We start from the raw sequence: 12,729 nt of genomic DNA on the forward strand, positions 1-12,729 counted from the left end.
TGCCCGGGAGGCTCAGTACACCCGCACCAGGCTGAGCTCGGCGTTCGTTCGGACGAAGCCCATCCCGGTGTAGAGGCCGAGCGCGCCGGACGGGTTCTCCGCATCCACCGACAGCGTCACCTTCTCCCAGCCGAGCGCCTTGCACGCCTCCATCGCCCGGCCGAGCAATGCCGGCGCGATCCGCTTGCCGCGCGCGCTGCGGATGGTGCCGACCATTCCGATGTACGCCCCGGTGAAACCCTGCGTCTCCCAATCGCCCTCGTTCACCTGATTGAGCACGAACCCGACGACCTCGTCGCCGTCCAGCGCCAGGAACGAGATGTCCGGCCGGAAGGTTCCGCCGATCCAGGCCGTCCACTGCTCCTCGCTCATCGGCTGGCTCGACCAGTGATCGCGGAACGAGTCGTTGTGCGCCACCAGGGCCGCGGCAGTGAGATCCTCCCGGAACGGGACGATCCGGATGCCGCCTGCCGGCTCGACCTCCGGGATCGGGTCGGCGAGATCGCGCTCGAGCTCGAAGAAATAGCGGGCGGTCTCGAACCCGTCGCGGTGGAACAGCCGGGCCGCATCCTCGGCGCGCTCATCGGCGTACGCCATGATCCACGCGGGCAGCGTCTTCTCCGATGCGGCGAGCTTCTGCTCCGCCCGCGTCCTCGACCAGGACAGCAGTTCCCGCCCGATGCCGCGGCCACGCAGCTTGGGATGCACGCCGCCCTCCAGGAACACGCGCACCAATGACTCCTGCAGCGGAGGCATCGTCGTGACCCCGACGGCGACGAGCGCGCCGTCCCGCCCGAAGCCGAGCAGCGTGTCCTCCGCGAGGTCGACGAACGAATAGTCGAACAGCTCCTGCACCTCGTCGCGGGTGTGCAGCCACTCGGGGTGGTCCACCGCATCCATCGCGCGCTGCGCCTCTGTCACGGCGTCGACGTCCGCCTGCGTGGCCGGGCGCCACTCGGCGATCAGTGGATGCGCTGGGGTGTGCGTCTGGGGCGCGGTCACGCGCTCGTTCACGGGCAGGAGGTCGTCGTCGTGGTCGGCCATGCCCCCAGCCTAACGACAGCCCGGTGCACGACGAAGGCCCCGCATCCACTGGATGCGGGGCCTTCGGGAACCGTGAGAGGTTACGCCTTCTCGGCCTCAGCCTCGGCGGTGGTCTCCTCCGGGGTGACCTCAGCGTCGGCGGTGGTCTCCTCGACGACCTCTGCCTCAGCGGCCTCGGTCTCGGTGGAGGCGGCCTCGGCCGGAGCCTCATCGGCGGCCGGAGCAGCCTTCGGAGCAGCAGCCTTCGCCGACTTCGTCGACTTCACCTTCGGGGTGACAGGCTCGAGCACGAGCTCGATCTGCACCATCGAAGCGTTGTCGCCCTTGCGGAAGCCCAGCTTGGTGATGCGGGTGTATCCGCCGTCACGCTCGGCGACGAGCGGAGCGATCTCGGTGAACAGCTCGTGCACCACGCCCTTGTCGTGGATGGTGGCGAGCACGCGACGGCGCGCGTGCAGGTCGCCGCGCTTCGCGAACGTGATGAGACGCTCGGCGATCGGACGCAGGCGCTTGGCCTTGGTCTCGGTCGTCTTGATGCTCTTGTGGGTGAACAGCGCAGCGGCCAGGTTGGCGAGCATCAGGCGCTCGTGCGCGGGGCCGCCTCCGAGGCGGGGGCCCTTGGTGGGCTTAGGCATGATCGGTTATCTCCAGGTGTGAAAAGTCAAAAGGCGTCGTCGGAAGACAAGCCTCAGATGGTGGTCTCGTCTTCTTCGTAGCCGCTGTAGAAGTGGGCGCCGTCGAAGCCGGGGACCGAGTCCTTGAGCGAAAGGCCCATCTCGGTCAGCTTGTCCTTGACCTCATCCACCGACTTCTGACCGAAGTTGCGGATGTTCATGAGCTGCGTCTCCGAGAGCGAGACGAGCTCGCTCACGGTGTTGATGCCTTCGCGCTTGAGGCAGTTGTACGAGCGAACCGACAGGTCGAGGTCCTCGATCGGCATCGACAGCTCGGAGCTGAGGACGGCGTCGACCGGCGCGGGGCCGATCTCGATGCCCTCTGCGGCCGTGTTGAGCTCGCGCGCCAGACCGAACAGCTCGGTCAGCGTGCGACCGGCCGAGGCGATGGCGTCGCGCGGGCTGATCGCCGGCTTGGTCTCGACGTCGACCACGAGGCGGTCGAAGTCGGTGCGCTCACCGGCACGAGTCGCCTCGACACGGTAGGTGACTTTCAGGACCGGGGAGTAGATCGAGTCGATCGGGATCTGACCGGCCTCGCTGTACTCGTTGCGGTTCTGGGTCGCCGACACGTAGCCACGGCCGCGCTCGATGGTCAGCTCGACCTCGAACTTCGCCTTGTCGTTGAGGGTCGCGATGACCAGCTCGGGGTTGTGGATCTCCACACCGGCCGGAGCCGAGATGTCCGCAGCGGTGACCTGGCCGGAGCCGGTCTTGCGGAGGTAGGCCGTGATCGGCTCGTCGTGCTCGCTGGAGACGACGAGACCCTTGATGTTCAGGATGATCTCGGTGACGTCTTCCTTGACACCCGGGACCGTGCTGAACTCGTGCAGCACGCCGTCGATGCGGATGCTGGTGACAGCCGCGCCGGGAATCGAGGAAAGGAGGGTGCGGCGAAGCGAGTTGCCGAGTGTGTAACCGAAACCGGGCTCGAGGGGCTCGATCACGAACCGCGAGCGGAACTCGGAAATGTTCTCTTCGGCGAGCGTAGGACGCTGTGCAATGAGCACTGTTGATTCCTTTCGGCTAAGTGTCCGCTATATGACACTTGCGTTTGTGGGTATTGAGTTGTCGCATCGCGCGCGTCGGGCGACGGCTGGCTCAGCCAGCCGCCGCCCCACGCTTGCGCGAAAAGGAATACAGCTTAGACGCGGCGACGCTTCGGCGGGCGGCAACCGTTGTGCGCCTGCGGGGTGACGTCGTTGATCGAGCCGACCTCGAGGCCTGCGGCCTGGAGCGAACGGATCGCGGTCTCGCGGCCGGAGCCCGGTCCCTTGACGAAGACGTCGACCTTCTTCATGCCGTGCTCCTGCGCCTGACGCGCAGCCGACTCGGCGGCGAGCTGAGCGGCGAACGGGGTCGACTTGCGCGAACCCTTGAAGCCGACGCCGCCGGACGATGCCCAGCTGATGACCGCACCAGTGGTGTCGGTGATCGAAACGATGGTGTTGTTGAACGTCGACTTGATGTGGGCCTGGCCCACGGCGATGTTCTTCTTCTCTTTCTTGCGCGGCTTGCGAACGGCCGACTTGGGTGCTGCCATGATTTCTCCTGAATCCTATGGGCGAGGCTGCTGGCTAAGGCCTAGCGAGCCTTCTTCTTGCCGGCCACGGTGCGCTTCGGGCCCTTGCGGGTGCGAGCGTTGGTCTTGGTGCGCTGACCGCGGACCGGGAGGCCCTTGCGGTGGCGGATTCCCTCGTAGCTGCCGATCTCGACCTTGCGGCGGATGTCGGCCGCGACCTCGCGGCGGAGGTCACCCTCGACCTTGAAGTTGCCTTCGATGTAGTCGCGGAGGGCGACGAGCTGGTCGTCGGACAGATCCTTGACGCGGATGTTTCCGTCGATAGCGGTGTCGGCGAGGGTCTTCAGAGCCCGCGTGCGGCCGACGCCGTAGATGTAAGTGAGTGCGACTTCCACGCGCTTCTCGCGCGGGATGTCAACGCCTGCTAGACGTGCCATTGTGGCTTCTCCTGTGAGTGAGTGGAGGTCTGCAGCAGTTCCGGTGCCCCGGCCTCCAACCGAGGGTGTCCCCCGTGGCGCTCACGCGCCGCAGGATCTGGAACTGCCATATTTCGATATTGAGTTATGGGTGGCCGGCGGGAGAGCATCCCACCGGCCGGAACCGCGATTAACCCTGGCGCTGCTTGTGGCGCGGGTTCTCGCAGATGACCATGACCCGGCCGTTGCGACGGATGACCTTGCACTTGTCGCAGATCTTCTTGACGGAGGGCTTGACCTTCATATTTCTTTACCTTTGTTCGCTGTCCTCGTACCTCGTCAGGGGCTACCCGGTGACGAGGCCGTTACTTACAGCAGACCTTTACTTGTAGCGGTAGACGATCCGGCCGCGGGTCAGGTCGTATGGGCTCAGCTCCACGATCACGCGGTCCTCGGGGAGGATGCGGATGTAGTGCTGGCGCATTTTGCCGGAGATGTGGGCGAGGACCTTGTGACCGTTGGTCAACTCAACGCGGAACATCGCATTGGGAAGAGCCTCGATCACGGATCCTTCGATCTCGATGACGCCGTCTTTTTTGGCCATAGCCTCACTGTCGCTAAAAGTCGTGGTTTGCTGGTCGTGCGTTGATTGTGGTGACGGCACGCAAGAAACGTGCCTAAGACACCAAGGATCAATCTTATGGGATTGTCTGGCGTTTCGCCAATCCTTGTGTATGATCTGCGCACGCTCTCCGCGAACGAGCAGGTCGGAACGGGAATCCCCGCGCGATCACGCGATGGGGGTCGGGGTGATTCCGAACGGCGCGAGGCCCTTCGCTCCCCCATCGGCAGCGGTCAGCACCCAGATGCCGTCTTTGTGCACAGCGACGCTGTGCTCCCAGTGCGCCGCGGACGTGCCATCCTCGGTGGCGACGGTCCAGCCGTCGTCCTTCACGTAGGTCTCCGGGTCGCCGAGCACGACCATCGGCTCGATCGCGACGACGAGCCCCGGCTTCACCTCCGGCCCCTTGGCGCGGACGCGGTAGTTGAACACCGGCGGTTCCTCGTGCATCTTGCGGCCGATGCCGTGACCGATGTAATCGGTGAGGATTCCGTATTCGCCCTGCGAGAGGATGTGGTCCTCGACCGCTTCGCCCACCTCATTGAGGTGCGTCGCCGTCGCGAGCCTGGCGATACCGTGCCAGAGCGACTGCTCCGTGACGTCGGAGAGCTTCTGCCGCTCGGCGACGAGCTCCGGCCTGGCAGGGTCGGGAAGCACGAAGCTGCGGGCGGAGTCGCCGTTCCAGCCATCGAGGATCGCGCCGCTGTCGATCGATACGATGTCACCCGGCTGCAGGATGCGGGACCCGGGGATGCCGTGCACGACCTCGTCGTTCACCGACGAGCAGATCGTGTGGTGGTAGCCGTGCTCGAGCTTGAAGTTGGGCTTGCCGCCCGCCGCCACGATGGCCTGCTCTGCCACCTCGTCGAGCTGGAGCGTCGTGACTCCGGCGACCAGCGCATCCCGGACGGCGTCGAGGGAGGCAGCGGTCGCGAGACCCGGCGGCACCATCAGCCGGAGCTGCGCCGGCGACTTGTAGATCGAACGCTTGAAGACCAACGGAGCCTAGGCCACCGACTGATCGCGCTCGGCGATGGGACGGATGCCCCGCTCGGCCAGCGCGGCTGCGATGCGTGCTGCGACCTCGTCGACCTCACCGAGTCCGTCGACCTCGACGAGCAGACCGCGCGAACGGTAGACGTCGATCAACGGAGACGTCTCGCGAACGTAGACCTCCTGGCGGTGCCGGATGGCCTCCTCGGAGTCGTCGGCGCGGCCCTGCTCCTTGGCTCGCTTGGTGAGGCGGGAGACGATCTCGTCCTGGTCCGCCACGAGCTGGATGACAGCGTCGAGCTTCTGCCCGTTCGTCTCGAGCAGCTCGTCCAGGTATGCCACCTGGTCGAGCGTGCGCGGGTATCCGTCGAGGAGGAAGCCGCCCGCGGCGTCGTCCTCGGCGATGCGGTTCGTGACGAGCTCGTTGGTCAGGCTGTCCGGAACGTAGTCTCCCGCGTCGACGATCGCCTTGACCTGCACGCCGAGCGGCGTCTCGTTCTTGATGTTGGCCCGGAAGATGTCGCCCGTGGAGATGTCAGGGATCCCGTATGCGGTGGTGATGCGCGAGGCCTGAGTGCCCTTGCCCGCTCCGGGAGGTCCGACGATCAGCATACGGGTCAACGCAGAAGCCCTTCGTAGTGCCGCTGCTGGAGCTGGGAGTCGATCTGCTTGACCGTCTCCAATCCGACACCGACGATGATCAGGATGGATGTGCCGCCGAACATGAAGTTCTGGCTGGCTCCGATTATCGCGAAGGCTACCAGAGGTATCAGTGCGACGAGACCCAGATAGATCGACCCTGGCAGGGTGACGCGGGTGAGCACGTAGTCGAGGTACTCGGCGGTCGGGCGTCCCGCGCGGATGCCGGGGATGAATCCGCCGTACTTCTTCATGTTGTCCGCAACCTCTTCCGGGTTGAACGTGATGGCCACGTAGAAGTACGTGAAGCCGACGATCAGCAGGAAGTAGAGCAGCATGTAGAGCGGGTGGTCGCCCTTGGTGAGGTAGTTGGTGATCCAGGTGACCCAGGGTGCAGGCGCCTTGCCCGCTGCCGGCTGGTTGAACTGGGCGATCAGCGCGGGCAGGTAGAGCAGCGACGACGCGAAGATCACGGGCACGACACCGGCCATGTTGACCTTGATCGGGATGTACGTGTTGTTGCCGCCGTACGTCCGCCTGCCGACCATTCGTTTGGCGTACTGCACAGGGATGCGCCGCTGCGACTGCTCGACGAAGACGACGGCCATCACGATCAGCAAACCGATCGCGATCACGATCAGCAGCGTCTCGACGCTCTGCGACTGGGCGATGGCCCACAGCGAGCTCGGGAACTGAGCGGCGATCGAGGTGAAGATGAGGAGCGACATGCCGTTGCCGATGCCGCGCTCGGTGACGAGCTCGCCCATCCACATGATGAGGCCGGTGCCGGCGGTCATGGTGATGACCATGAGCATGATCGCGTACCAGGAGTCGTCCGTGATGAGCTGGGTGCACTGCGAGACGGCGGTGGTGCCGAAGAGCGCGCCGCTGCGGGCGACGGTGATCAGCGTGGTCGACTGGAGGACGCCGAGCGCGATCGTGAGGTAGCGCGTGTACTGCGTGAGCTTGGCCTGACCGGCCTGGCCCTCCTTGTAGAGGGTTTCGAAGCGCGGGATGACCACGCGCAGCAGCTGCACGATGATCGACGCGGTGATGTACGGCATGATGCCGAGCGCGAAGATTGAGAGTTTGAGGAGCGCGCCACCCGAGAACAGGTTGACGAGCGAGTAGAGACCAGAGGTGTCCTGGTTGGCGTTGAGACAGGTCTGCACATTGCCGAAGTCGACGAACGGCGCCGGGATGAACGAGCCAAGGCGGAACAGGGCGATGACGCCCAAGGTGAAGGCGATCTTCCGGCGAAGATCTGGTGTGCGGAAGATCCGCGCAACGGCGCTAAACAAAAGTGCGTCCTGCTTTCCTGTAAGGAGTCAGCCGGGTGACCGGAGAAATACCGGTCACCCGACTGTACAGCTTTACGTGTGGCTACTTGACCGAGCCACCCGCGGCGACGATCTTCTGCTCTGCAGAGCCGGAGACCTTGTCGACCGCAACGTTCAGCTTAACCGCAATGTCCCCGTTGCCGAGAACCTTGACCTTCTCGTTCTTGCGAACGGCGCCCTTGGCGACGAGGTCGGTGACGGTGACGTCACCACCCGACGGGTAGAGCTCGGCGAGCTTCTCCAGGTTCACGACCTGGTACTCGACGCGGAACGGGTTCTTGAAGCCGCGAAGCTTCGGGGCACGCATGTGGAACGGCAACTGGCCACCCTGGAAACCGGGGCGGACAGAGTAGCGAGCCTTCGTACCCTTGGTACCGCGGCCAGCCGTCTTACCCTTGGAACCTTCACCGCGTCCGACGCGGGTCCTGTCCTTCTTGGATCCGGCGGCGGGGCGCAGGTGGTGGACCTTGAGCACGTGCTCGCGGGTCTCAGCAGGCGCGGCCTTCTTGGCGGGGGCCTTCGCGGCCGGCTTGTCAGCCTTGGCGACGGTCTCGTCCTTCGAAGCGGCGGCAGCCTTGGCAGGAGCCTTGTCGGCGGCAGCCTTGGCCGGAGCCTTCTTCTCGGCAGCGGGCTTGTCGGCAGCGGCCTTCGCCGGAGCCTTCTTGGCCGGAGCCTTCTCGGCGGCAGCCTTGGCAGGAGCCTTGGCGGCGGGCGCCTTCTTCTCGGCGGCCTTCTTCTCAGCGGCCGGCTTGGCGGCAGCCTTGGTGGTTGCTTCCTTTTCGTCAGCCATTAGTCAATCTCCTCGACCTTGACAAGGTGAGCGACGGTGTTGACGTACCCGCGGTTCTGCGAGTTGTCCTCGCGAACGACGACGTCACCGATGCGCTTGAGTCCCAGGCTGCGAAGGGTGTCGCGCTGGTTCTGCTTCTCACTTACTTTGGACTTGATCTGCGTGATCTTCAGACGCGCAGCCATCAGGCACCTGCCTTCGCGGTTGCGGCGGCCTCGGCCGCCTGGGCCTCGGCACGCAGCAGGCGAGCCGGAGCCACCTGGTCGTAGTCGAGTCCGCGGCGAGCGGCAACGGCACGAGGCTCCTCGAGCTGCTGCAGCGCCTCGACGGTCGCGTGCACGATGTTGATCGTGTTGGACGAACCGAGCGACTTGCTCAGGACGTCGTGGATACCGGCGCACTCGAGGACGGCGCGGACAGGGCCACCGGCGATAACACCGGTACCTGCTGCGGCGGGGCGCAGGAGCACCACACCGGCTGCTGCCTCACCCTGAACCGGGTGCGGGATGGTGTTTCCGACGCGCGGGACGCGGAAGAAGTTCTTCTTCGCTTCCTCGACACCCTTCGAGATCGCCAGCGGGACCTCGCGTGCCTTGCCGTAGCCGACGCCGACCAGACCGTTGCCGTCTCCGACGACGACGAGGGCGGTGAAGCTGAAGCGACGTCCACCCTTGACGACCTTCGAGACGCGGTTGATGGTCACAACGCGCTCGAGGAACTGGCTCTTGTCCTGGTCGCGGCTGCCGCGATCACGGTTGGGGTTGCGCTCGCGACCACCACGGCGGGCCTCGCGGGGCTCGCTCTGGGTGTTGGTGGTCGATGCCGCAGTCTCAACCGGCGCCTGGGCGTCGGTCGTCTGCTCAGAGGCCACGGTCTGCTCCTTGTTGTTCTGTTCGTCGCTCACAGGTTCAATCCACCCTCTCGAGCTCCTTCGGCGACAGCGGCGACGCGACCCGCGTACTTGCTGCCTCCACGGTCGAATACGACGGCGTCGACGCCAGCGCTCTTGGCGCGCTCGGCGACGAGCTCGCCGACCTTGCGTGCCTTGGCGGTCTTGTCACCGTCGAAGCTGCGGAGGTCTGCCTCCATGGTCGATGCCGACGCGAGGGTGTGACCCTTGCTGTCGTCGACGACCTGCACGAAGACGTGACGGGCCGAGCGGTTGACGACCAGGCGCGGACGGAGAGCGGTGCCCTCGACCTTCTTGCGAAGACGCGCGTGACGGCGGCCGCGTGCAGCGGACTTGCTCTTTCCTCTGGTTCCGAGAGCCATGGTTACTTACCAGCCTTTCCGGCCTTGCGGCGGACAACCTCGCCGGCGTAGCGCACACCCTTGCCCTTGTAAGGCTCGGGCTTGCGGATCTTACGGATGTTGGCGGCGACCTCACCGACGGCCTGCTTGTCGATTCCGCTGACCGTGAGCTTGTTGTTGCCCTCGACCGTGAACGTGATGCCCGCGGGCGGCTCGACGTTGACCGGGTGCGAGAAGCCGAGAGCGAACTCGACGCCCGCGCCCTTCTGCGCAACGCGGTAACCGGTGCCGACGATCTCGAGTCCCTTGGAGTAGCCCTCGGTGACGCCGATGATCTGGTTGTTGATCAGGGTGCGGGTCAGGCCGTGGAGCGAACGCGATGCGCGCTCGTCGTCCGGACGGGTGACGAGCACCTGTCCCTCTTCCAGCTTGACCTCGATCGGGCTGGCGACGGTGAGGCTGAGCTCACCCTTCGGGCCCTTGACGGTGACGGCCTGGCCGTCGATCTTCACATCGACCCCAGCAGGGATGTCGATGGGCAGTCTTCCAATACGCGACATGACGAACTACCACACGTAGGCGAGGACTTCCCCACCCACGCCCTTCTTCTCAGCCTGACGGTCGGTGAGCAGACCGGAGGAGGTGGACAGGATGGCGACGCCGAGGCCGCCGAGCACCTTGGGGATCTCGGTGGACTTCGCGTAAACGCGGAGTCCAGGCTTCGAGACGCGCTTGATGCCGGCAATGGAGCGCTCGCGGTTCGGTCCGAACTTCAGACCGAGTGTGAGGGTCTGGCCGACACGTGCGTCGCTGACCTCCCAGCTCGCGATGTAACCCTCGGACTTGAGGATGTCGGCGATGTGCGCCTTGAGCTTCGAGTGCGGCATGGACACGGTGTCGTGGTGCGCCGAGTTCGCGTTGCGCAGTCTGGTCAGCATGTCTGCGACCGGATCTGTCATTGTCATTTCGGTGTTTCCTTTGTTCACCAGGTTTCGTTCAACCGTTACACGACTGACGACCTGTGGTGGAAGCGGGCCGGCCGGATCGGCCGGCCCGACAGGGTGAGGACTAGTTCGCGGCCTCGTTGGAACGGAAGGGGAAGCCGAGCTGCTTGAGCAGCGCGCGGCCCTCTTCGTCGTTCTTCGCGGTGGTCACCACAGTGATGTCCATTCCGCGAACGCGGTCGATCCGGTCCTGGTCGATCTCGTGGAACATGGCCTGCTCCGTGAGACCGAAGGTGTAGTTGCCCGTTCCGTCGAACTGCTTGTCCGACAGACCGCGGAAGTCGCGGATACGGGGAAGTGCAAGCGAGAGCAGACGGTCGAGGAACTCCCACATGCGGTCGCCGCGCAGCGTGACGTGCGCGCCGATCGGCTGACCCTCGCGCAGCTTGAACTGCGCGATGGACTTGCGGGCCTTGGTGACCTGCGGCTTCTGACCGGTGATCTTGGTGAGGTCTGCGACCGCACCATCGATGACCTTGCCGTCACGAGCAGCCTCGCCGACACCCATGTTGACGACGATCTTCACGAGACCCGGCACCTGGTGCGGGTTGGTGAAGCCGAGGTCCTGGGAGAGCTGAGCTGCGATCTCGTTCTTGTACTTCTGCTTGAGACGCGGCTGGATTTTGCCAGCAGCGGTGGCAGTGTCGGTCATTACAGGTCCTTACCTGACTTCTTGGCGTAACGAACGCGGACCGTCTTAGTGACGCCGTCCTTCGTGACAGTCTCGTTGCGGAAGCCGACGCGGGTCGGCTTCTTGGTCTCGGGGTCGACGAGCGCCACGTTGGAGACGTGGATCGGAGCCTCGTGCGTTTCGATGCCGCCGGTCTTCGTGCCACGCTGCGTCTGGCCGACGCGAACGTGCTTGGTGACGAAGTTGACGCCCTCGACGATCACGCGGTTCTTCTCGACGAGAACCTCGATCACGCGACCCTGCTTGCCCTTGTCGCCTCCGCGCGCCTGCGACGCACCCGAGATGACCTGGACCAGGTCGCCCTTCTTGATGTTCGCCATGTGTTACAGCACCTCCGGAGCCAGCGAGATGATCTTCATGAACTTCTTGTCGCGGAGTTCGCGACCGACCGGTCCGAAGATGCGGGTACCGCGGGGGTCCCCGTCGTTCTTCAAGATCACTGCGGCGTTCTCATCGAACTTGATGTAGGAGCCGTCCGGGCGGCGGGTGTTCTTCACCACGCGCACGATGACGGCCTTGACGACGTCGCCCTTCTTGACGTTGCCGCCGGGGATCGCGTCCTTGACCGTGGCGACGATCGTGTCACCCAGGCCGGCGTAACGACGACCGGAGCCACCGAGAACACGAATCGTGAGGAGCTCCTTGGCGCCGGTGTTGTCGGCGACCTTGACTCGGGATTCCTGCTGAATCACTTGGCCTTCTCCAGAATCTCAACCAGGCGCCACCGCTTGGAGGCGCTCAGCGGACGGGTCTCGTTGATGAGAACGAGGTCGCCGATTCCAGCGGAGTTGTTCTCATCGTGCGCCTTCACCTTGGAGGTGCGGCGGATGACCTTGCCGTACAGGGGGTGCTTCACGCGGTCTTCGACCTCGACGACGATGGTCTTGTCCATCTTGTCGCTGACGACGTAACCGCGACGGGCCTTGCGGTACCCGCGGACGAGGGCCTCGTCGGCCGCCGACTCCGCGGCCGCAGCCTTGGTGGTCTCAGCCATTACTTGGCCTCCTCAGTCTCAGTCTCGGCGGCCTCGGCGGCCGGAGCCGCCTTCTTCGCCTTGGTCTTCTTCTCAGCCTTCGCGTCGGCGACCTCGGCGGGGGCCGGGGTGGGCCTGATGCCGAGCTCGCGCTCACGGATGACCGTGTAGATACGAGCGATGTCGCGCTTCACGGCGCGCAGGCGGCCGTGGCTCTCGAGCTGGCCGGTGGCCGACTGGAAGCGCAGGTTGAACAGCTCTTCCTTGGCCTTCTTCAGCTCGTCGACGAGACGCTCGTCTTCGAAAGTGTCGAGCTCCGCGGATGCGAGCTCCTTGGATCCGATCGCCATTACGCGTCGCCCTCCTCGCGCTTGATGATGCGTGCCTTGAGGGGCAGCTTGTGAATTGCACGGGTCATGGCCTCGCGAGCGAGTTCCTCGCTGACACCAGAGACCTCGAAGAGGACTCGACCCGGCTTGACGTTGGCGACCCACCACTCCGGCGAACCCTTACCGGAACCCATGCGGGTTTCGGCGGGCTTCTTCGTGAGCGGACGGTCGGGGTAGATGTTGATCCACACCTTGCCACCACGCTTGATGTGACGGGTCATCGCGATACGAGCGGACTCGATCTGACGGTTCGTCACATACGCGGGGGTCAGGGCCTGGATACCGAACTCGCCGAAGGAGACCTTCGTGCCACCAGTGGCCTGGCCGGAACGGCCAGGGTGGTGCTGCTTGCGGTGCTTGACTCTACGTGGGATCAACATG

22 protein-coding genes are annotated in these 12,729 nt (G+C 64.9%); all 22 read right to left on the minus strand.

Translation table 11 applies throughout. The features are described 5' to 3' along the window. Positions 1–12 precede the first annotated feature (12 nt). The 22 genes from ACYVGI_RS01315 to rplP all read right to left on the minus strand — a co-directional run bounded on the left by ACYVGI_RS01315 (position 13) and on the right by rplP (position 12,728). Positions 13–1,044 carry a GNAT family N-acetyltransferase gene (locus tag ACYVGI_RS01315; RefSeq protein WP_460630876.1) on the minus strand — a complete coding sequence of 344 codons (1,032 nt, stop codon included), beginning with the start codon at positions 1,042–1,044 and terminating at the stop codon, positions 13–15. Positions 1,045–1,124: 80 nt separating this feature from the next. Beyond that, positions 1,125–1,679, minus strand: a complete 555-nt coding sequence (gene rplQ / locus ACYVGI_RS01320) for a 50S ribosomal protein L17 (protein WP_460630877.1) — start codon at positions 1,677–1,679, stop codon at positions 1,125–1,127. Between the two features lie 53 nt (positions 1,680–1,732). Beyond that, complete coding sequence (locus tag ACYVGI_RS01325; RefSeq protein WP_055894825.1) at positions 1,733–2,728, minus strand: DNA-directed RNA polymerase subunit alpha; 996 nt, start codon at positions 2,726–2,728, stop codon at positions 1,733–1,735. A 134-nt stretch (positions 2,729–2,862) separates the two neighbouring features. Then, positions 2,863–3,261 (minus strand): 30S ribosomal protein S11, encoded by a 399-nt coding sequence (rpsK, locus tag ACYVGI_RS01330; RefSeq protein WP_055821293.1) that lies wholly within the window; start codon positions 3,259–3,261, stop codon positions 2,863–2,865. A gap of 41 nt (positions 3,262–3,302) precedes the next feature. Beyond that, the gene (gene rpsM, locus ACYVGI_RS01335) at positions 3,303–3,677 is read right to left on the minus strand and encodes a 30S ribosomal protein S13 (protein WP_055894822.1); all 375 of its coding nucleotides are present in this window, start codon (positions 3,675–3,677) and stop codon (positions 3,303–3,305) included. Positions 3,678–3,846: 169 nt separating this feature from the next. Further along, a complete protein-coding gene (gene rpmJ / locus ACYVGI_RS01340; protein WP_021759549.1) occupies positions 3,847–3,960 on the minus strand; it encodes a 50S ribosomal protein L36 in 114 nt (37 codons plus the stop codon). 78 nt (positions 3,961–4,038) lie between these two features. After that, positions 4,039–4,260 carry a translation initiation factor IF-1 gene (gene infA, locus ACYVGI_RS01345; RefSeq protein ID WP_011186713.1) on the minus strand — a complete coding sequence of 74 codons (222 nt, stop codon included), beginning with the start codon at positions 4,258–4,260 and terminating at the stop codon, positions 4,039–4,041. Between the two features lie 186 nt (positions 4,261–4,446). Further along, positions 4,447–5,277 carry a type I methionyl aminopeptidase gene (gene map / locus ACYVGI_RS01350; protein WP_460630878.1) on the minus strand — a complete coding sequence of 277 codons (831 nt, stop codon included), beginning with the start codon at positions 5,275–5,277 and terminating at the stop codon, positions 4,447–4,449. A 6-nt stretch (positions 5,278–5,283) separates the two neighbouring features. Then, positions 5,284–5,892: an adenylate kinase gene (locus ACYVGI_RS01355; protein ID WP_460630879.1), complete on the minus strand. Its 609-nt coding sequence runs from the start codon at positions 5,890–5,892 to the stop codon at positions 5,284–5,286. Then, positions 5,889–7,211: a preprotein translocase subunit SecY gene (gene secY / locus ACYVGI_RS01360; RefSeq protein ID WP_460630880.1), complete on the minus strand. Its 1,323-nt coding sequence runs from the start codon at positions 7,209–7,211 to the stop codon at positions 5,889–5,891. Before secY ends, ACYVGI_RS01355 begins: the two co-directional genes overlap by 4 nt. Before the next feature lie 82 nt (positions 7,212–7,293). After that, entirely contained in the window at positions 7,294–8,040 is a 747-nt protein-coding gene (gene rplO / locus ACYVGI_RS01365) for a 50S ribosomal protein L15 (RefSeq protein ID WP_460630881.1), read from the minus strand. After that, a complete protein-coding gene (rpmD, locus tag ACYVGI_RS01370; protein ID WP_055894815.1) occupies positions 8,040–8,225 on the minus strand; it encodes a 50S ribosomal protein L30 in 186 nt (61 codons plus the stop codon). The genes rplO and rpmD overlap by 1 nt, the downstream gene beginning before the upstream one ends. Further along, a complete protein-coding gene (rpsE, locus tag ACYVGI_RS01375) occupies positions 8,225–8,944 on the minus strand; it encodes a 30S ribosomal protein S5 (RefSeq protein ID WP_082581390.1) in 720 nt (239 codons plus the stop codon). The genes rpmD and rpsE overlap by 1 nt, the downstream gene beginning before the upstream one ends. Next, positions 8,941–9,312: a 50S ribosomal protein L18 gene (gene rplR, locus ACYVGI_RS01380; RefSeq protein WP_055894813.1), complete on the minus strand. Its 372-nt coding sequence runs from the start codon at positions 9,310–9,312 to the stop codon at positions 8,941–8,943. Before rplR ends, rpsE begins: the two co-directional genes overlap by 4 nt. A 2-nt stretch (positions 9,313–9,314) precedes the next feature. Beyond that, entirely contained in the window at positions 9,315–9,851 is a 537-nt protein-coding gene (rplF, locus tag ACYVGI_RS01385; protein ID WP_055894811.1) for a 50S ribosomal protein L6, read from the minus strand. A gap of 6 nt (positions 9,852–9,857) precedes the next feature. Then, a complete protein-coding gene (gene rpsH / locus ACYVGI_RS01390) occupies positions 9,858–10,256 on the minus strand; it encodes a 30S ribosomal protein S8 (protein ID WP_055894808.1) in 399 nt (132 codons plus the stop codon). Positions 10,257–10,359: 103 nt separating this feature from the next. Further along, a complete protein-coding gene (gene rplE, locus ACYVGI_RS01395; RefSeq protein WP_460630882.1) occupies positions 10,360–10,947 on the minus strand; it encodes a 50S ribosomal protein L5 in 588 nt (195 codons plus the stop codon). After that, positions 10,947–11,306 (minus strand): 50S ribosomal protein L24, encoded by a 360-nt coding sequence (gene rplX / locus ACYVGI_RS01400; protein ID WP_085368815.1) that lies wholly within the window; start codon positions 11,304–11,306, stop codon positions 10,947–10,949. Before rplX ends, rplE begins: the two co-directional genes overlap by 1 nt. 3 nt (positions 11,307–11,309) lie before the next feature. Beyond that, positions 11,310–11,678: a 50S ribosomal protein L14 gene (gene rplN / locus ACYVGI_RS01405; protein ID WP_055894798.1), complete on the minus strand. Its 369-nt coding sequence runs from the start codon at positions 11,676–11,678 to the stop codon at positions 11,310–11,312. Further along, positions 11,675–11,980, minus strand: coding sequence for a 30S ribosomal protein S17 (rpsQ, locus tag ACYVGI_RS01410; protein ID WP_460630883.1), 306 nt, complete (start codon positions 11,978–11,980; stop codon positions 11,675–11,677). Before rpsQ ends, rplN begins: the two co-directional genes overlap by 4 nt. Next, positions 11,980–12,309, minus strand: coding sequence for a 50S ribosomal protein L29 (rpmC, locus tag ACYVGI_RS01415; protein ID WP_055894789.1), 330 nt, complete (start codon positions 12,307–12,309; stop codon positions 11,980–11,982). Before rpmC ends, rpsQ begins: the two co-directional genes overlap by 1 nt. Further along, entirely contained in the window at positions 12,309–12,728 is a 420-nt protein-coding gene (rplP, locus tag ACYVGI_RS01420; RefSeq protein ID WP_055894786.1) for a 50S ribosomal protein L16, read from the minus strand. Before rplP ends, rpmC begins: the two co-directional genes overlap by 1 nt. Position 12,729: the final 1 nt, after the last annotated feature.

This window comes from Leifsonia lichenia (assembly GCF_054780215.1).